The 19,466-nt window shown below is 33.2% G+C and carries 16 protein-coding genes and 1 pseudogene; 11 read left to right on the top strand and 6 right to left on the bottom strand.

Annotated features, from left to right (window positions below; genetic code table 11):
• Window positions 1-593 precede the first annotated feature (593 nt).
• From dut to JR312_RS00015, 3 genes are all read left to right on the top strand, one after another.
• On the top strand, window positions 594-1,055 hold the full coding sequence (dut, locus tag JR312_RS00005) for a dUTP diphosphatase (RefSeq protein WP_108784412.1): 462 nt from the start codon (window positions 594-596) through the stop codon (window positions 1,053-1,055).
• Window positions 1,056-1,134: 79 nt separating this feature from the next.
• A complete protein-coding gene (locus tag JR312_RS00010) occupies window positions 1,135-1,665 on the top strand; it encodes a hypothetical protein (protein WP_416647408.1) in 531 nt (176 codons plus the stop codon).
• A 270-nt stretch (window positions 1,666-1,935) separates the two neighbouring features.
• On the top strand, window positions 1,936-2,160 hold the full coding sequence (locus JR312_RS00015) for a hypothetical protein (RefSeq protein ID WP_416647409.1): 225 nt from the start codon (window positions 1,936-1,938) through the stop codon (window positions 2,158-2,160).
• Window positions 2,161-2,169: 9 nt separating this feature from the next.
• Here JR312_RS00015 and nusB read toward each other — a convergent pair whose 3' ends face one another.
• Genes nusB through yidC form a run of 3 tightly spaced genes read right to left on the bottom strand, consistent with a single transcriptional unit; the run spans window position 2,170 to window position 4,767 of the window.
• Window positions 2,170-2,652: a transcription antitermination factor NusB gene (nusB, locus tag JR312_RS00020; protein WP_006014794.1), complete on the bottom strand. Its 483-nt coding sequence runs from the start codon at window positions 2,650-2,652 to the stop codon at window positions 2,170-2,172.
• The gene (locus JR312_RS00025; protein ID WP_264331124.1) at window positions 2,652-3,080 is read right to left on the bottom strand and encodes a 6,7-dimethyl-8-ribityllumazine synthase; all 429 of its coding nucleotides are present in this window, start codon (window positions 3,078-3,080) and stop codon (window positions 2,652-2,654) included. Before JR312_RS00025 ends, nusB begins: the two co-directional genes overlap by 1 nt.
• Window positions 3,058-4,767, bottom strand: a complete 1,710-nt coding sequence (gene yidC, locus JR312_RS00030; protein WP_416647410.1) for a membrane protein insertase YidC — start codon at window positions 4,765-4,767, stop codon at window positions 3,058-3,060. The genes JR312_RS00025 and yidC overlap by 23 nt, the downstream gene beginning before the upstream one ends.
• 113 nt (window positions 4,768-4,880) lie before the next feature.
• On the opposite strand from yidC, the gene JR312_RS00035 reads away from it, so the two are divergent.
• Window positions 4,881-5,405, top strand: coding sequence for a TIGR02281 family clan AA aspartic protease (locus JR312_RS00035; protein ID WP_264729878.1), 525 nt, complete (start codon window positions 4,881-4,883; stop codon window positions 5,403-5,405).
• 5 nt (window positions 5,406-5,410) lie between these two features.
• On the opposite strand, the gene secF is transcribed toward JR312_RS00035, so the two are convergent.
• Entirely contained in the window at window positions 5,411-6,286 is an 876-nt protein-coding gene (gene secF, locus JR312_RS00040; protein ID WP_264331122.1) for a protein translocase subunit SecF, read from the bottom strand.
• A 157-nt stretch (window positions 6,287-6,443) separates the two neighbouring features.
• The gene (gene dnaA, locus JR312_RS00045) at window positions 6,444-7,826 is read right to left on the bottom strand and encodes a chromosomal replication initiator protein DnaA (RefSeq protein ID WP_012481713.1); all 1,383 of its coding nucleotides are present in this window, start codon (window positions 7,824-7,826) and stop codon (window positions 6,444-6,446) included.
• Window positions 7,827-8,152: 326 nt separating this feature from the next.
• Between dnaA and JR312_RS00050 the strand changes: the two genes are divergently transcribed.
• Complete coding sequence (locus JR312_RS00050) at window positions 8,153-8,890, top strand: type I glutamate--ammonia ligase (protein ID WP_416647411.1); 738 nt, start codon at window positions 8,153-8,155, stop codon at window positions 8,888-8,890.
• Window positions 8,891-8,893: 3 nt separating this feature from the next.
• On the opposite strand, the gene JR312_RS00055 is transcribed toward JR312_RS00050, so the two are convergent.
• Window positions 8,894-9,640: a hypothetical protein gene (locus JR312_RS00055; protein ID WP_416647412.1), complete on the bottom strand. Its 747-nt coding sequence runs from the start codon at window positions 9,638-9,640 to the stop codon at window positions 8,894-8,896.
• A gap of 161 nt (window positions 9,641-9,801) precedes the next feature.
• Between JR312_RS00055 and JR312_RS00060 the strand changes: the two are divergent.
• The 6 genes and pseudogenes from JR312_RS00060 to JR312_RS00085 form a co-directional block, all read left to right on the top strand.
• A pseudogene (locus JR312_RS00060) lies at window positions 9,802-12,877 on the top strand (efflux RND transporter permease subunit).
• Between the two features lie 87 nt (window positions 12,878-12,964).
• The gene (gene nusA, locus JR312_RS00065; RefSeq protein WP_416647413.1) at window positions 12,965-14,518 is read left to right on the top strand and encodes a transcription termination factor NusA; all 1,554 of its coding nucleotides are present in this window, start codon (window positions 12,965-12,967) and stop codon (window positions 14,516-14,518) included.
• Between the two features lie 7 nt (window positions 14,519-14,525).
• Complete coding sequence (infB, locus tag JR312_RS00070) at window positions 14,526-16,847, top strand: translation initiation factor IF-2 (RefSeq protein ID WP_416647414.1); 2,322 nt, start codon at window positions 14,526-14,528, stop codon at window positions 16,845-16,847.
• Between the two features lie 9 nt (window positions 16,848-16,856).
• Entirely contained in the window at window positions 16,857-17,207 is a 351-nt protein-coding gene (locus JR312_RS00075) for a ribosome-binding factor A (RefSeq protein WP_006015187.1), read from the top strand.
• Between the two features lie 3 nt (window positions 17,208-17,210).
• Window positions 17,211-18,098 (top strand): 4-hydroxybenzoate octaprenyltransferase, encoded by an 888-nt coding sequence (ubiA, locus tag JR312_RS00080; RefSeq protein WP_039950809.1) that lies wholly within the window; start codon window positions 17,211-17,213, stop codon window positions 18,096-18,098.
• 539 nt (window positions 18,099-18,637) lie between these two features.
• Window positions 18,638-19,466, top strand: an 829-nt coding sequence (locus JR312_RS00085) for an IS256 family transposase (protein ID WP_416647415.1), incomplete at its 3' end; no start/stop codon positions are given.

Here is a 19,466-nt window from a genome sequence, read left to right on the forward strand (position 1 = left end):
TTTATTACTTTTTTTTCGGTTTGACACACTTTTTTGAACGTTCCCTCAAAATAGCCATAATAAAATTATGCAATGTTGTACTAGGAGTTCAGACACTGGGATCCATGTTGCTCACAAGCAAACTAGCATAGAAAGGTGGTACAACGTTTTCGATGAGATTGCAGAAAGGCTGGATTTCAGCATCAAGTGCTGGAATGACATCTCTATAAGACTCCTAACTAATCCAAAATATTAATAAACTTACTAATTGCAAAAAAGGCAAAAGGATCCCCGCTTAGTGAGTTTGACCCTATAATAATTTAAACTGGCGCTGTAATAATGTGCTAACGCTTAAAATAAGCGCGTTTTGGCTGAATGTAGAAAAAATAAAAAAGACATGCAGCCGCTATAATTTTATGTAATCCGCCAATAAGTACCTTAAGTTTTTTACTGAATTTTTGTTATTGAGCCTGCAGGTCAAAAACAAGTTTTGAGTCATAAATACCCTTAATGTCATAATAAGGAAAGTTGGCAATATTTGTCAAGTAGTTTTCTTATCTTTTACAGGCATAATTTACATGCTACAATCAAATTTTCATAACTGGTGAATAAAAATGCAAAGAGATAAAATTAAAGTAGAAATAAAAAAGTTATCACATGGCAAAAGCTTGCCTCTTCCCTGTTATGCAACTATGCAGAGTGCTGGCATGGATCTTTATGCCGCACTGGACAACTCTGTTATTTTAAATCCACTTGAAAGGTTACTTATTCCAACTGGCATTGTGATTGCAATACCAAACGGTTTTGAAGGACAAGTACGCCCACGTTCTGGGCTTGCTGCAAAACATGGAATCACTGTCTTAAATTCTCCGGGCACTATAGACTCCGATTATCGAGGTGAAGTTAAAGTTTGCCTAATCAATCTAAGTAATCAGCCATATGAAATAAAAAGAGGAGATAGAATCGCACAAATCCTCATCACTCCTGTATCTCAGGTAATTTGGGATGACAGAGAAGAATTCTGCACAGAAGAAACCGTCCGCAATGAAGGGGGCTTTGGATCAAGCGGTAGGTAGTTTTTTATATGTAAGTTGACTGTATTGATTTTTTGATATATAATATTAATATATTATTAACTTATTTTAAGAGGAAATTATGTCAATTTTAAAAACCCACCGTCATAAAACAAACATTGCAATTGTAGCGCTTACTTCTCTGTATGTTATAGGCACAGCAGTAGCACTTTCAACACCGTATTGGGTGTCTTCAACTTCGCTTTTAGCGCCACTTGCAGTTTTTGCAGCTACACCACTTGGAATAAGTGTTTTAGCATTTGCTGCTGTTGCACTGGCTAGTTTAGCAATATATTTCATCATCAAAAACAATGAAATATCTGAGCCTAAAATTCCGAGCATTGTTATTAAAAGTTGTGAAGGAGATCTATTTGTGAAAGTAAAAGATGAAGATTTTGAGTATATCAAAAAACACAACCAAAATAAGAATCAAGATGGCAGTGTTATCCCCGATGAGTATCGTATAGATTTTATCTTAGAAAGTCACAGTTACTACATTACTGCTACAAGTAAGGAAATGGACAACAATAATGGATTATTAAAGATAAATTCATTAGGAAGAAAAAATGATAAAGGTGAGTATGAATTAATACCTGAATATAAAAAAAGTTAGAAACGTTAGGTTTAGGCTCTGAAGAAAATGGTCCTAAAGAACTCATCATTAGACCTATGCCAAGCTCAATTGTTAAATCACCAGAAGCTGAACAACAAAAGAACGAAAGATCATTATAAAACTAAGTATAAAAGGGGTAGACTAAATAAGTCTGCCCTTCATTTTTTAGTGTTAGTTATTTAAGCTTATTGTAGAAGCTGTCTCAAAGTATCCGTTCAGATGCATGACTAATGTGTAAATATCGAAGCAAAAGTGGTGTCATCCCAGTGCTTGACACTGGGATCCAGTTTTCTTGATAAATTTACCAAAAGTGTTTCATTCTATAACGCAAAATCCATACTTACCAAACCGAATGCATTACTTGCAATCTCGATCCCAATGTCAAGCACTGGGATGACAGAAAAAGGAGCACTGCCATCATATTGGATAACACCATTTATTTCTATAGCTGTCTTTTCTATCTTATTTTGCCACCCTACTGAACGAATACCTTAAGAGAAGTTACTAAGGATTTTTATTTAGTCTGACTGCATCCTTTACCTTATCTAACAACCCATTAATAAAGCCAATTTTGTTTGGAGCATCAAGTAAATCAGATGCAATGTTAGTATATTCATTAATAACAATTGGTGCTGGTGTATCAAAATCAATTAACTCACATACTGCAATACGCAAAATAGATAAGCTTATAAGATTTAATCGTGAAAGTGACCAGCTTGGGTGTAAATAAGACTCTATTATTTTATCATATTCTTCACTGCTTTTTATAACCTTACATAACAAGTTTTCTAAGAACTGATGTTCAAATTCTTCACATTCAAATATATCTTTCAACGTACTTATGTAGTCCTTAAGCTCACAATTTTCCAATTTAAAAGTGCTTTTGTTGTAACTTACAAAAATATTTGAATAAGCAATTTGTACAGCAAGAAATCTTGCCGTACTTCTTTTTATGCGCCACTTTTTATCTACTGGTTTTTCCTCCATTATTTTAATTTATTGTGTAGATCTATCATATGCAAAACAGTTGAGGCTGCATGGCCACCAACGTTCTTTTTATTTTTGTCAGCTCTAATTAGTGCTTTATCTTTGCTGTCAGCGGTAATTACGCCCATACCAAGGGGTATTGCATAATGCATAATAACTTCATTTAAGCCTTCGATTACTCCTTTACAAACGTATTTATAATGATCAGTTTCACCGCGAATCACGCACCCAAGAGCTAAATAACCGTCATAATTAGCATTCTTGCTTTTTACTGCAAAGAGAATTGTAGCTGGTATCTCAAATGCACCAGGAACTTCAATTATATCATAGCTTGCATGACTTTCTTTTAATCTATCGACTGCACCTTCAAGCAAAAGGTTCGCTATTTCAGTGTGGTAAATTGAATTAACTATTAGTATTTTCGACATTCATCCCCACTTTTCTTGTTAAAAGCAACTTTATTAATGATTGTTGAACCAGAGTTATAATATTACTAAATATCCAATATATTACCAGGCCGGCAGGAAAAGAAGAAAAAATAAAGACAGAAATGTAAGGTAAAAACTTCATAACATTTACTTGAATATCATCTTTACTGGTTTGATCGTTCTCACTTAGCTTCTGCTGAATTATCATGGTAGCGCCGAAAATTATAGGTAAAATGCCTATAGAAATAGGAAAGTTATAATTAAACAACCCAAATAATGTAAAAATGTTTGTTGGATCAGAAGCTGAAAGATCCTTAATCCATAAATAAAAAGGGGCGTGTCTCATCTCTATAGTAACAAATAATACTTTATACAGAGCAAAAAATACTGGTATTTGTATGAGCATAGGGAAAATGCTCGACATTGGATTTACATTGTTTCTCTTGAACAACGCAATCGTCTCTTTGTGCTGCTTTAAGCTGTCATTTTTGTACAACTCTTTTATACGAGTTAATTCAGGCTGCAGGCTTTTCACCTTGAACATCGAAATATATGATCTATTAGATAAGGGAAGCATCAAAAGTTTGATTACTAAAGTTAGCAATAATATTGCTAAGCCAAAATTTTTCAAAACAAAGTTAAAATATTCAAGCAGTAAAAACACCGGCTTGGTTATAAAATAAAGAACACCAAAATCTACAGCCTTATCAAACAAAGGTATATTGAGAGTGTCTTTATAAGAATCAAGTAAATTCAATTTCTTTGCCCCAGCAAAAAAGTAGTTCAGAGTAGAAGCACTTGTACCAGGGAGTATGTGTGTGTACGGTCTAACAAAATCTGCTTGAAACTTATCAATGTTATTAACATTCGTGTGTTTAATGCTCACATTTATTTTATCTGATTTCTCAGGTATGATGGCTGTAAGCCAGTATTTATCAGCAAAACCAAACCAATTTTTTTCACTCGTGCTTGCCTTTATTAAACGCTTCTTAGAAATATCCTTATATGTCCACTCCTCTAGCTTATTGTTAAATGCACCTAGTACTCCTTCATGTGATATCCAATAGGATTCGTTAATATTATCACGTTTACGATTGATTTTACCATAGGGAACTAAAACTACATTATCTTTTGTATTGTTTTCAATAATTTGCTCAACTTTAAACATGTAGTTATCGTCAAGGCTAATTTTCATTCTAAATAAAATGCCATTTTCATTATCCCAAAATAAATTGACCTCTTTTTGATTGAGTTTATCTGCTTGCCATACTGTTTTAGAATCTGGAACTTTAATCTTTTCATTCGGATCGAGCCACCCAAATTCTGCGAAATATACATCTTTTGATTCTGCAGGTGACAGTAACACCACTTGTGGAGAAGAAGAACTCGGTTCTAAGTGGTAGTTAGTTAGGATTAAGTCATCAAACCTTGCACCTTTCAGAGAAATTGATCCTTCAAGCATGTTATTGGTTAAATTAACTCTCTGTTCTCTAGTAGAATTAATAATTTCAGAACGATTTTGGTATATCATAGGAGCAAGGTCGTTAGAAGATTCGATATGTTCAATATTTTCAATCGATGGTTGGCTTTGGCTCGTGTTAAGAAAATTATCATACATAATATGCCATAATACTATAATCAATATAGAAAGAATTGTTGCTAAAACTAAATTTTTTGCTTCTGACATGAAATTAAATCGAACATACCTCCTTAAAGTATATGTTAAATATTGTACTAAAACAATAAAATTTACTTATTTTTAATAATAGCTTTTAACGCTAATCTTAAAAACTTACTCTTATGGCTTCAAATTTTAATAATATGAATGCAGCAAAAAATCTAGTTATTTGGCTACTGATAATAGTCATTACTGCAATGTTTATTGATTCACAAGGGGATAAACTAAGCAATAGGTTTCTGAGCACTTTTCTACCGTACAAAGGAAGGGTTCAAAATGGCGGAAGTATTGAATTTACAAAGTCATACGATGGACACTTTTATATTCAAGCTCAAGTCAATGATCGTAATATAACGTTTTTGCTTGATACCGGAGCAACTAATATTGTTCTATCGCAAAAAGATGCGTTACATGCTGGTATTAACTTACAAAACATTCAAGACTTTAAAATATATGAAACTGCAAAAGGTCAAATAAAAGCTGGAGTGGTTCAAATACCTCAAGTTAAAATAGGAAATTTTTTAATTAATGATGTGCACGCTAGTGTTAATACTCACTCTATGTCCCATTCATTACTTGGTATGAGCTTTTTGAGATATTTTCATTTCACTATTAGGGATAATAAGCTAATATTATATCGTAGTTAAACGTTCTATACTCTACTTATCAACGCTCTGCAGGTCAATATAGGAGCAGAGATAAATATTGCGGAACAGGTGCCGATTGCAATGCCAAAAGAAATGATTAAGCAGAAGTCTCTGACCACACCTGTACAAATCAGCACTAAAGGAAGAGCAGCAAGAAGAGTAGTACCTGAAGTTAACATAGTACGAAATAGTGTAGAATTAATGCTAGCATCAACTATTTCATCCATTTCTACATCTTTTCTATTTTTTTTATACTCTCGAATCCGATCGTATATAACCACTGAATTATTGATTGAATAGCCAATCACGGTAAGTAGAGCTGCAACTGATGAAATATTAAACTCAATACTCGTTAAGCTGATAAAGCCAAGAGTTAAAATCACATCATGGATCAGTGCCATTATTCCACCAAGTCCACACTGCCAGTTAAATCTAAGCCAAACATAAAAAAATATTCCAATAATTGCAATTAACATGGCTGATATCCCTTCAAATATCTGCGTTGAGCCTATTTGTGGACCAACATAATCTATTTTACGATAAGTTACTAAATTACCTAATTTGCTTTCTAATATACTTTTAACCTTTTTAATTTTATCTTCATCTCCCTCATCTTTAAACCGCACAACTAAGTTATTACCAGCTTTTGAACTCTGTATCGTAAATCCACTCTCTTTTAATATACCGAGAATAGCATCATCCTTGCTTGAAGATTTTATCTCTATCAAAATTCCACCTGTAAAGTCTATACCCAAATTCATTCCACGCAGCATAAAAGTAAGCATTGAAAAAATGATAAGAATAACGCTAACAAGTGCTGTCAAATTTCTATATTTACTAAATCTTATATCAAGATTATCTGGAATAAGTCTAATTGCCATATTTCCTACTTAAATTGTGATTTTATATACTTTTTAAGCAATCGACTAGCTATTTTCTCTTAGCTTATACTAATAATGATCTTTGATTTACTTAATCTACTTGAAAAAGATATTTGATCAAAAAAATGAAAACAGCCTGGTTGTCATTAATAAAGTGCTACTTAAACATCTTTTTTAATCGATTGATTTCATCAGCAAATTTTGGGTCAGTTCTTATGAAATTTTCCACTTGTTTGACTGCGTGTATAACAGTAGCATGATCTCTACCACCAAAATTTCTTCCAATATCTGGTAAACTTTTTTGCGTAAACTTCTTTGCGAAATACATAGCTATTTGTCTCGGCCTCGCAAGACTGCGGAGCCTTCTATTAGATTGCATATCTGCAATCTTTATATTGAAAAATTCAGCTATTTTTTTCTGTATTTCTTCTATTGTGATTGACCTATGATTTGACCTAAGAAGATCAATTAGGGTCTCACTAGCTGATTCTACTGTCATGCTTCTTCCAATTAAAGAGGTATGAGCAACCTTATTTAATGCTCCTTCTAGTTCTCTTATATTGGATTTTATATTCCTTGCCAAAAATTCTAGGACATCCTTTGGAACATACATATTCATTCGTTCCACTTTCGCCTGCAATATACCAAGTCTTAATTCAAAAGTTGTTTCATTAATATCTGCAACTAATCCCCAACCAAGTCGTGATTTTATTCTTTCTTCTACTCCATCAAGATCACTAGGAGACCTATCAGCTGATATAACCAATTGTTTATTTTGGTCTATCAATGCATTGAAAGTGTGAAAAAATTCTTCTTGTGTACTATCTTTACCACTGATAAATTGCACATCATCTACCATCAATACATCTACTGATCTAAATTGCTCTTTAAATAACATAATATCTTTGCTCCGCAGCGCCGTAATATATTGATACATAAATTTCTCTGCTGATAAATATACCACTTTTCTTTTTGCTGACGGAGAATTGACTATGTCCCAAGCTATAGCATGCATTAAATGTGTTTTACCAAGTCCCACTCCACCATATAGAAATAAAGGGTTGCTTCCTGATATTGGATCTATAGATTCCGCTACACGCTTTGCCGCTGTAAATGCTAACTCATTTGACTTTCCTACCACAAAATTATCAAAAGTGAATCTGGTATCTAGTGGTGAACCAAGATTATGATTATTTTCCTCTCTATTTTTTAGTATCGTATTAGAATTTGAATTTCTTTCTTCAATTAATTGAATATCAATAGAACATACACTTTGATCTTCGCTTTGCCATAATGACAATATTTTTTCCATGTAGTGAACTGTAATCCACTCCTTTATAAATCTTGTTGGTACAGACAACAAAACTTCTCCATTTCTGTTGCTGATAAATCTTAGTGAACTCAGCCAGCTGTTATATGTTGCTTCTCCATAGAGATTATGGAGATAATTTTGGATTTTTTCCCAAGTAACATTGTGGTCCGTTACTGTAATAATCTGATCAAAAAACATAGTAGAAACCTTAGGGTTAGTTAAGTTCATATACCACACCAAGAAAGAACAATAATCAGAAAGATGCAAGATAATCAATAGCTTACTGTAAGATAAAAAGCTAACACTACTTAATACATATCTAAAATTATGAGGATTTTTTGACGAGTTGTAAAGAGTATAAAAGCACTAAAATTGATCATTTTTTTGAAATAAAAACAATCAATTTGTAAATGTCGCTTGTACCGAGGATTAGAAGTATGTTATTAAAAAATAGTAATATATTATGTATAAATAAGATATTAAATTTACTGATAAATAAGTAAAGTACTTGTATAAATATAGCTGATTTAGTATAAATTTATTGAAGTAAATTTGTGATTATATTAAGTAATTTGAGTCATAATACTGTATTCGGTATTGAACTGGAGTTTTACACTGAGGGAATAAAAAAAGAATATTTATTTCTGAATAGCATCAAAAATAAAATAGCTTCTCTTGGATTTTTTTGTGAAAAAGAGAGTTCTTTAAACCAATATGAAATAAAAAGTGACTGTTATACGAGCTCTGATAATTTAATTATGCATTTTGAGTTGGCAAAACAATTACTGATTGGAACAGCACAAGAGTTCGATGGTAATGTTTCTTTTAAAGCAAAACCTTATTTGGATAGAGCAGGCAGCGCACTAAATGTACATGTTAGCCTCATGGATTCAAATAATAATAACTTATTTTATGGCAATAAGCAAAAATATAGTGACCACCTGATTCACAGCATAGGTGGATTATGTGCAATGATGAAAAAACATATGTTGTTTTTTGCTCCAAATGATGATTCATATTTAAGATTTCAGTACCCAGATATTCATACTCCAACGACGATTAGTTGGGGAGTGAATAACAGAACTGCTGCAATAAGAATCCCCTATTTTGGCAACGATTCCAAAAGATGCCGCCTAGAGCACCGTGTTCCTGGAGCAGATTGTAACCTTGAAAAAGCACTCACAGCAATAATTGAAGGTATAGTTTTTGGTATAGAGAACAAAATTGCTCCGCCAAATAGAGTGTATGGCATTGCATCTGATCCTCAATATAAGATGGAGAGTTTGATATAGCAACTACCTGTTAAACCCTAACCCATTAAACTCCTTTGAGGTAATTGGCCATTCTAGCACTTTCCTCACATCATTATTTACATTCCCATACCGTAATAGCAAGTCTGCAGCAGATAGTTTCTGCGTACTTTTAGACTTAGGCCCTATATTGGGAAGGTTGCTTGGTAGCTGCTCAGGAAGTGGATTACCAGATACATCCATGTGTTCAGGAAGAGATTTCATCTGATTCTTTATAGAGCTAGAGCTATTTTGTGTAAGAGTTTTATCATCTGGCATGCCAAGAATAATTTTCTCAGGCACTACCATAGTTTTTGTATAATCAACAGGATTGCTATTTTCAGCATCTATAGTCACATGAATTGGTTCGCTAAACGCATTTATCGGGCCACCAAGTGATCCTTTCTCCATGCGTTCTTGTGCTCTTTTCCTTATTATTTCTTCTTCTAACTCAGTTTCAGTTCTTTCTGGTTCTTTTGCGGATATTTCTGTATCTTTTTCTTCACCTTCATCAACACTGCTATACCCTTCATCTCCTGAAACACCAGTAATTTCAGCAGGCTGTTCTTTTTTAGTTCTTATTTTATGAATCAGCAAAAGTAATAAGTAAGTAACTGCAGCAGCAGTAACTATAATGGCTATCTTTGCAGCAATGTGAATCACTGTTAAAAATACTAAAGTTGATGAGACACCAACCAACCCAGATACGATCACTTTATTCTTGCCTTCTGTCACACTTAGAACTGCTACCATAATAATCCCTCAAATACCATACTAAAGTTATATTATATAGAAGTTTTCTTACGCTTACAAAACTGTAAAAATTTTAATCATTTACATAAAGCTATATAAGGATTAATTAATATATAATTTATCTTAGCTATAATATGATGTAAATACGTATAATGTCCGGAATGAAAAGATTAATTATAGAGAGGAATAGAACAGTAATATTATTGCTTATCGTGATTTTTACCTTCGGCTCATACACTTATATAAAAATGCCAAGAGAAAGCAATCCTGATGTACAGATTCCTATAATTAGCGTATTTGTCGGGTTTCCTGGTATTTCTGTCGAGGATAGTGAAAAGTTATTAGCTATTCCAATAGAAAATGAACTAAGGTCCATTGAGGGCGTGAGAGAGCTAAAGGCACTTGCAACTAATGACGGTGCTCACATGATAATTAAGTTTGGTACAGAATATGATAACAAAGAAGTACTTGATAACGTCCGTTCAAAGCTTTTAAACATAAAATCAAAATTACCTATTGAAGCAGAATCTCCGATAATCAATGAAATAAACTTGAGCTTATTTCCGATACTAAACGTTGGCTTGATTGGTAATTTGCCGGAAAGAGCTTTAACTGAAATAGCACTCAAACTAAAGAAAGAAATAGAATCTCTGCCAAATGTTCTTAAAGTTGAAGTGGCAGGTATGCGTAAAGAAACAGTTGAAGTTATAATTGAGCCCACAGTTCTAACAAAATATAACATTCAATCAAATGAGATATTTCAAGCTATATCAAACAACAACAGATTGGTAGGAGCAGGATCACTAGAAAACGATACCGGTAAATATTCGATTAAAATATCAGGGTTATTAAAAGACATAGAAGATATTATGAATATTCCTATTAGATCTCAAAGTGATGCAGTTTTGAGAATCAAAGATATAGCAAAAGTATACCTTGAGTTTGAAGATCACCAAGGATTTGCTCGTATTAATGGACTACCTAGCATTGTACTAGAAATTTCAAAACGTAATGGAAAAAACATAATAGACACGGTAAATCAAGTAAAATACTTAATGGACAAAGCAAAAGATCAATTACCTGAAAATTTAAAAGTAGTTTATTTGAATGACCAGTCAAAAAATGTACGTGATGTGCTTGAAGACTTGGAAAATGGTATAATATTTGCCGTATTACTAATACTAACCATAATAATGCTCTTTATGGGAAACAAGGGCTGCTATTCTTGTTGCACTATCAATACCTGGCTCCTTTCTCGTAGGAATAATGGCTCTTTACCTAATGGGTATTACTCTAAATATAGTTGTGCTCTTCAGTCTAATTATGGCAGTTGGGATGCTGGTTGATGATGCAATTGTAATCAGCGAATATGCTGATAGAAAGATGATTTGTGGCATGGATAAAGTAGAAGCCTTTTGCACCTCAGTTCATGATATGTTCTATCCAGTTTTATCATCAACATTGACTAAATTAGCAGTGTTTTTCCCTCTGTTACTCTGGCCCGATACAGTCGGTAAATTTATGCAGTACATATCAATTACAATAATTCTAACTTTAACTGGATCGCTAATTATGGCTTTAGTTTTTATACCAACACTTGGTGCAATATTTGGTAAACCTTCAATAACTTCAAAAAAAGAAATAATAAGAATGAGTGCTATAGAAAGTGGTAAGGTAAAAAATACTGGGCTTATAATAAGAACTTATGTACGTATGTTAGAGAAAGTCTTAGATCACCCCAAAAAATTTGTATGTGTTGTTGTATTTGTTTTATTTTTGTCTAGTATATTATATTTTACTTTTGGTCCTGGATTAAAGTTCTTTCCGAATGTAGATTCAGATAACATTTTAATCAGCGTTAAAGTAAAAGAAAGCTTACCAGCCAAAGAACGAGATTTGATACTTAAGAAAGTAGAAGAACGTATTTTGGGTGTTGAAAAAGAAATTTATGTTCTTTATGCTCGGTCAGGAAAATTTTCAGACAACGTTATTGCCAAAATTCAATTGGAACTTGTAGATTGGCGCTGCAGGCGCAAAGCTAAGCAAATACTAAATGATATAAGGAGCAGTGTGCAAAACATAAAAGGAGTAATAATTGATGTACAGGAACAAAAGTCAGGACCATCAGCTGACAAGCCAATACAAATTAACTTAAGCGGAAGTGCATCCAACTTGAATTCAGTAGCAGAGAAAATCCTAAAAATTATGGACCAACCTTCATCTGGATTTATAAATATTCAAGATAGTAGATCAGCACCTGAAATAGAGTGGAATATGAGTATTGATAAGAGTAAGGCTACAAGCTCTGGAGTAAGTGTTGCAACCATCGGTGATTTTATAAAGATGGTTACAAATGGAGTATTAATTGGAAAATATAGACCAAATAACGCAGATGAAGAAATTGATATTGTACTACGCTTTCCCAGAAAGAATCGCAACATGAAAACTATAGATAACCTTTTTATTAATACAGCAAATGGACCATATTCTATGAGTAGCATAGTGAAATACGTTCCCGAAAAAAAGGCAAATAAACTAAGTAGGATTGATGGATCACGCACAGTAACAATCTCTGCTGACGTTGATACTGGCTATCTTGTTGATGAAAGAGTTAAGTTCATTCAAAATTCGATTACTCAAGACTGTAGTAAAGGAGTAAAGATTGATTTCAAAGGTGACAAGGAAGATCAACAAAAATTAGGAGCATTTTTATTAAAGGCTTTTATATTAGCAATTACATTGATGATATTGGTGCTAGTGGCACAGTTTAACAACATATACTATACATTTATCGTAATGACAGCAGTGTTTTTATCAACAACATGTGTATTTTTCATTTTCTTTCTTATTCAGAAAGTTTTTGTAGTTGTCATGTGTGGAGTGGGGATAATTGCTTTAGCAGGAATTATAGTGAATAATAATATACTATTGCTTGATGCCTTTCATCAGCAAATTAAGGTGCGCAAAAATAACATTAAGCAATGTATAATAAACGCTTCAATTTCTCGCATCAGGCCAATACTACTTACCGTTGCAACTACAGTTCTTGGTTTAATACCGATGATTACTAGGTTAAATATCAGTTTTTTTACGCTACAAATCACATATGATGCTCCATCAAGCCAGTGGTGGGTTGATATTTCAGCAACCATAGCAAGTGGAATATTGGCTGCAACGGTCTTAACTTTATTCTTTACTCCGGCATTGCTTATCATACAAAGACATGAAAAAACTTGACTTAAATTAGCAATCATTTAACATTTAAGATAGCGTTTTTTACCTGTTGAAGCTATAATTATAACTAATTAAATTGGATTTATTTATATGATTGCTAATCGTAAAAGCAGTGTTAAGCAGAAAAGCAACAAGAATAACATAGTTGGAAGCCTTGATGTAATAAAAACAGCGGGAGAGCTCTCACTTCAAAAAGGTTTGGATTTTAATATTATAATAAATGCACTTAAAAGTGCTATCGAAGCAGTAGCTCAACAAAAGTATGGTAGCAAAAGTAAAATTGTAGTTAATATAGATAAAAACACAGGCAAAGTTACCTCATATAGACAACTAAAAGTCATTAATGATGAATCAAATGAAAATGAGTGTGACTTAATTAAGTTGACACAAGCTAAGTTAATAAAAGAAGATGCAAAAGTTGGAGATACTATTAGTGAGTTGATTTCTCTTAACACTGATCTTGTTTCAGCAAGAATTGCCCAGCAAAAGATTTCTGAAATAATCAAAGATGAAGAGTTAAAAAAGCAATATGAGGAATTTAAAGATAAGGTAGGAGAAATGAGGTATGGCATCGTTAAACAAGTAGAATATTCAGATCTTATTATAGACATAAACGGAATTGGAGCATACCTCCCTTTACGAAACTTAATTGGTGGTGAGTCATTTCGTGAAGGCGATAAGGTTAAAGCTTACATACAGGCTGTTAAGCGCTCTGACGATGGACGTCAAATCATTCTTTCTAGGGCTCATGAAGGCTTTTTAGAGGCATTGTTGAATCAAGAAGTACCAGAAGTTGCTGACGGATTGATAACAATTAAGGGTATAGCTAGAGACGCTGGTTCAAGATCTAAAGTTGCTGTTTTTTCATCTGATAAGAATATCGATCCAGTAGGTGCTTGCGTTGGAGTTAAAGGAGATAGAATAAAAACTATTATACACGAATTAAACGGTGAAAAAATCGACGTCATACATTACTCATCAGATTTGGGTCAATTTGTTATTAAAGCCATTACTCCTGCAGAAGTATCAAAGGTCATTATTGACGAAAATGAAAATTGTATAGAGTTAATAGTTGCTGAAGATCAATTGAGTTTAGCTATAGGAAAAAAGGGTCAGAATGTAAGATTAGCTTCAGAGCTTGTTGGATGGAAAATTGAGATATTAAGCACTCAGCAAGAATCAGAAAGAAGAAATAAAGAATTTAGTCAATGTTCAGTTTTATTTGCTGAAGCTTTAAACTTAGAAGAGATTATGGGCCAATTATTGGTAACAGAAGGTTTTTCAAGTGTAGAAGATATATCTAACACTTCAATTAAGGAACTTGCTTCAATAGAGGGCTTCAATGAAGGTATTGCAAATGAACTTCATAATAGAGCAAACAATTACCTGAAAGCAGAGAATGATAGAAAAATAGAAGAGCTAAAAAATTTAGGTATGGAAGGCGATGTAATCAACTTAGCCTTATCAATAGATAATAAAGTTGCTCTTAGTAAACATAATATTAAAACTTTAGAGGACATAGCAGATTTATCAAATTATGAGTTTTGTAGCATGCTCTCTTCCTCAACTAATAATAAAGACAATCTAAAAGATACAGCAGATTTAATAATCATAGAAGCACGTAAAAAGCTTGGATTAATATAAAAACAATATGAATAATGAAGATATCAGTAATAAAAAATTAACCCTACAAGGCTTAAGCAAGCTTAAATTAGACATTAATTTAAACTCTTTAGATAGTCAAAGTACTGGTACTACAATAGTAAAAAAAAGAAGAAAAATTCATTCTGCAGAAGAATATAGTTTATTTGACGAGAGTAAATTAGGCTCTTTAACTGAAAAAGAACAAATTTCCCGCATTAATGCTGTACAGAATGCTACTTTGCTGAAAGAAAGGAATCAGAGAGAACAAGAAGAGAAAATAAAAAAAGAAGAAAGCAATCAAGAAGCTGAAGATAAAAATGAATCACACTCTTTACCTAAAGAAATAAATAAGGAAGTTTTAAGTAATACTAACTCAGTTGAACAAAAAGAAGATAGTATTGAATATGAGAACAATGATAAAAAGTCTTTTAAAGCTAGCAAAGATATATACTCTAAGCATTCTAAGCTAGTAATTACACAGGCAATAGATGAAAGAAATGAACACCTCCCTGTATTTAAGCAAAAATTTGGTATAAGAAGTAAACAATCAAAGTTTACTAAGGGTAAAAATATAGCAAGAGAAGTTATTATACCAGACAAAATAACTATCAGGGAATTATCTATTCGTATGGCAGAAGATAGCAAAAGTGTGTTAAAAATGTTTAAAGAAGAAGTTGGTGAGAATTATAGAGTAGATGATACAGTAGATCCAGATATAGCATGTGAAATAGCAAAAAAATTTAATCATACGGCTAAACGAGTAAGTGATGCTGATAAAGAAAAGAATTTACTCTTCATAAGCAACAGAGAAAACTTACCTAAAAGACTCAAACCACCTATCGTTACTTTTATGGGACATGTCGATCATGGTAAAACATCATTACTCGATGCATTTCGTGAATCCAATGTTGCAGAAAGAGAGTCAGGTGGCATCACTCAACACATAGGTGCTTATCAATTAACGACAAAAAATAAGCAAAAAATTACCTTCATTGATACACCAGGGCATGAAGCGTTTACTGCAATGCGTGCACGTGGTGCCAATATTACTAATATAGTTGTGATAGTAGTTGCAGCTGATGATGGAATCATGAAACAAACAATTGAAGCAATAAACCATGCAAAAGCAGCAAATGTCTCTATTATAGTTGCCATTAATAAAATTGATAAATCACAACCTGGCGATGTAGAAAGAATAATTAATAGTTTGCCTCAGTATGACCTCATCCCCGAAGAACTTGGTGGTGATGTTATAATTGTGCCAGTATCAGCAAAAAAGAAAGTCAACTTAGATAAACTAGAAGAGGCAATTTTATTAATTGCTGAATTAATGACGCTAGAAGGAATAGAGGATTGTCGAGCACTTGGATGGGTAATAGAGTCCAAAATAGATAAAGCTAAAGGAATATCAGCTACATTAATAGTTGAAGAAGGGACATTAAAGATTGGTGACATATTGGTAGTTGGTACAACATACAGCAAAGTACGCAGTATGGTTAATCACCTTGGTCAAAGAGAAAAAGCGGCACTACCTTCTACTCCAGTTGAAGTTACTGGTTTAAATGGTGTACCAAATGCTGGAGATAAATTTGTTGTTGTAAACTCTGAAAGGCAGGCTCGTGAAATTGTTGAATACAGGTTAGAATTAATCAAGAAAAAGCAAGAAGATTTAGACGACAGTAATTTAGATATATTCAGTCGTAATGATAGTGAAACAGAAGAACTATCTGTAGTTTTAAAGTGCGATGTCACTGGTTCTATTGAAGCAATATCAAGTTCAATTGATAAGCTTGGTAAAGACCAAGTGAAATTAAATATTCTACACAAAGCAGTAGGAGGAGTAACAGATTCAGATGTGCTGCTTGCAGAAGCATCAAGCGCAGTAATTTTAGCTTTTAATGTAAAAGTGGATTCAAAAATAAGAGAATTAGCAAAACAAAAAGGTATAGAAATACATACTTACAATATAATATATGAGCTTATTGAAGACATGAGGATGTATCTAACTAAAATGTTAAAGCCTGTTACACGAGAGGTTCGTGTTGGTTCTGCATCTGTAAGGCAAATATTTAATTCATCCAAAGCCGGTAATATCATCGGATGTTATGTCACTGATGGAGTTATAAAAAAAGATTCCCTAGTTAAGGTAGTACGTGGCAGCAAATTGGTGCATGAAGGAAAGTTAAAAGCACTACGTAGATTTAAAGATGACGTTAAAGAAGTAGGTGTAAACTTTGAATGCGGAATATCGCTAGAGGGTAATATCGATATTAAAGTTGGAGACATTTTGGAAGCTTATCAATTAGTGCAAGAAGAAAGGACGTTATAGTAGTTGAATATGAAAAAGGAAATTAGAAACCTCAAAGTAGCATCGGTATTACACAGGGCAATATCAAAAGTCTTAATGGAAGGTAATGTTCTTAATGAAAAAGTAGTAGTATCTGATGTAAAGCTAAGCAAAGATTTGAAGAAAGCAGATGTATATATTGTGTTATCTTCATTAAACATCCAAAATGATAATGATGATATCAGCACTGTTGTTAATGAAATGAACCAATCTGCATGGTCAATACGTAAATCTATATTATGTTATGTTGATTTGCGATTTATACCTGAGTTAGTTTTTAAGCCTGATTTAGCATTCGATAATTTTGTCAATGTAAGCAAAATATTACATAATCACACTTAATTGATGTATTTCAACCATTATTTCTCATTAATGAGAATACACAGTTTAACAGGTTTATGGCTTGTGCTATTTTCTAGCTTAAGCGGCATTCTTTTAGCCTCAACTTCTCTATCGTATCAAGCTCTTTTTCTCCTTGTTTTGTTTACTATAGGTGCATTTTTAATGAGACCCGCAGGGTGCATAATCAATGATATCTTCGATAGAGAAATAGATGCACATGTTGAACGAACAAAATACAGACCACTTGCAAGTGGTGCATTAAACATAAAGCAGGCTTTGGCTTTACTTTCACTGTTACTGTCTATTGCCCTATTAATCTTATTATTAACCAATAAAACTACTCTTATACTTGGAATAATTTCAATGTGCATGATAGTTATCTACCCCTTGCTAAAGCGTTATGTTTGGTGGCCACAATTGTTTTTAGGGTTTACTTTCAACATGGGATCACTCATGGGTTCAGCAGCAATAACAAACCAGATTAGCATAGAATCCTTGCTATTTTATATAGGATGCGTCTTTTGGACGCTTAGTTATGATACTATATACGCTCATCAAGATAAAAAAGATGATGAGAAATTAGGAATGAAATCTACTGCATTATACTTTGGCAATACAACAAAATCTTGGTTGAAAAGATTTTATTTAATATCCTTAATGGCATGGTTGTACGCTGGTATACTATCATCATTAAATAACATCTTTTATATTGCTTTACTTGCCATAGGATTCATATTTCACCACCAACACAAAAATTTCAATCCAGACGATTCTAATCAATGCATGTCCATATTTAAAAATAATTCCCAGATAGGACTCCTGCTCTTTTTCGGTATCCTTTTAGATAGAATTGTAAATTCTACTTTTGTATCCGTTCAGATGCATGGCTAATGTGTAAATATCGAAGCAAAAATGGTGTCATTCCAGTGTCAAGTACTGGGATGACAGAGAAAGTATCATATTGGGATGACACCATTTATTTCTATGTCTGTCTTTTCTATCTTATTTTGTCACCCTGCTGAACGGATTCTACTTTTTAGAACATATCTTGAAAGGAAATCAGGAAGATAATATGATAGGATCAGTAAAAAATATATCCAGGTGATGTAAGTGACAAAGAATGGAAATTTTTGGAGCTAAGAGTTGCACAAGGTGTGGCCAAGAAAGCACAAAATCAGAACAATTATTAATGCTATACGATACATAATGAGAGGTATTTGTCAGTAGAGCAAAAGATTTTCCTCTATGGAAGACAGTGTATGATTGTGGCGTAATAGTCACACATTGCTTGAATGCATACAAAATAAAGGCTGGTGTGCTCATTGATGTTATAAGATCAAATTACCAACCTTTTACTAGAGGGAACGTTCAAAAAAGTGTGTCAAACCGAAAAAAAAGTAATAAATTGATATAAAAGATGGAGGTTTGATATGAGTCAAGCAAATAGAACTACTGGTTTGGTAGATTATAAAGAATTAGAAACAAATATCCTGTCATCTATACGAGAAGGAAGACCATTGACAGGAAGAGATGGAGCATTAACACCGTTTATAAAAAGGTTGCTAGAGGCAAGTCTGGAAGGTGAAATAGAAAGCCACATGTCAGCTGAAAGTGAAGAAAATAACCGAAGAAATGGGAGAAACGCAAAAACTTTACGCACGAGTGCAGGCTCATTTGAGCTGCTAACACCAAGAGATAGGGAGGGAAGCTTTGAACCGCAAATAGTCAAAAAAAGGCAAACAAGCCTACATCCAGAACTTGAAGCAAAGGTCTTAAGTACATACGCCAGTGGCATGGGATACAGAGACATAGCTTCACACGTTGAGGAAATATATGACCACAAAATATCAGCAGCAGAGATATCTAGTATTACTGATAAACTGCTTCCAGTAATCAATGAATGGCGCAGCCGCCCACTGCAATCAGTGTATCCAATAGTGTTTATGGATGGCATGTTCTTTAAGGTCAAGGAGGACGGACATTGTATAAGTAAATGCATGTATAATATATTGGGCATAAATCAAAATGGCAGAAAAGAAGTATTAGGTTTTTATTTGGCTGAAAGTGAGGGAGCTAACTTCTGGTTGGGAGTTCTAAATGACCTCAAAGAAAGAGGAGTAGAAGATATTCTAATTGCCTGCATTGATGGACTAAAAAGCTTTCCTACAGCTATAAATAGTGTATTTCCTAAAGCAGAAGTACAGCTATGTATAGTGCATCAGATAAGGAATTCACTGAAATATGTATCTAGCAAAGATG

Source organism: Wolbachia endosymbiont of Nasonia giraulti, assembly GCF_048054155.1.
Taxonomy (GTDB): Bacteria; Pseudomonadota; Alphaproteobacteria; order Rickettsiales; family Anaplasmataceae; genus Wolbachia; species Wolbachia pipientis_C.

What these genes read in the sequence shown, in the direction of transcription:
- JR312_RS00035 (WP_264729878.1), top strand. Translation starts at nt 4,881, where the DNA reads ATGGCTTCAAATTTTAATAATATGAATGCAGCAAAAAATCTAGTTATT.
- nusA (WP_416647413.1), top strand. Translation starts at nt 12,965, where the DNA reads ATGATTGCTAATCGTAAAAGCAGTGTTAAGCAGAAAAGCAACAAGAAT.
- infB (WP_416647414.1), top strand. Translation starts at nt 14,526, where the DNA reads ATGAATAATGAAGATATCAGTAATAAAAAATTAACCCTACAAGGCTTA.
- yidC (WP_416647410.1), bottom strand. Translation starts at nt 4,767, where the DNA reads ATGTCAGAAGCAAAAAATTTAGTTTTAGCAACAATTCTTTCTATATTG.
- ubiA (WP_039950809.1), top strand. Translation starts at nt 17,211, where the DNA reads ATGTATTTCAACCATTATTTCTCATTAATGAGAATACACAGTTTAACA.
- JR312_RS00010 (WP_416647408.1), top strand. Translation starts at nt 1,135, where the DNA reads ATGTCAATTTTAAAAACCCACCGTCATAAAACAAACATTGCAATTGTA.
- secF (WP_264331122.1), bottom strand. Translation starts at nt 6,286, where the DNA reads ATGGCAATTAGACTTATTCCAGATAATCTTGATATAAGATTTAGTAAA.
- JR312_RS00075 (WP_006015187.1), top strand. Translation starts at nt 16,857, where the DNA reads ATGAAAAAGGAAATTAGAAACCTCAAAGTAGCATCGGTATTACACAGG.
- JR312_RS00025 (WP_264331124.1), bottom strand. Translation starts at nt 3,080, where the DNA reads ATGTCGAAAATACTAATAGTTAATTCAATTTACCACACTGAAATAGCG.
- dnaA (WP_012481713.1), bottom strand. Translation starts at nt 7,826, where the DNA reads ATGAACTTAACTAACCCTAAGGTTTCTACTATGTTTTTTGATCAGATT.
- dut (WP_108784412.1), top strand. Translation starts at nt 594, where the DNA reads ATGCAAAGAGATAAAATTAAAGTAGAAATAAAAAAGTTATCACATGGC.
- JR312_RS00055 (WP_416647412.1), bottom strand. Translation starts at nt 9,640, where the DNA reads ATGGTAGCAGTTCTAAGTGTGACAGAAGGCAAGAATAAAGTGATCGTA.
- nusB (WP_006014794.1), bottom strand. Translation starts at nt 2,652, where the DNA reads ATGGAGGAAAAACCAGTAGATAAAAAGTGGCGCATAAAAAGAAGTACG.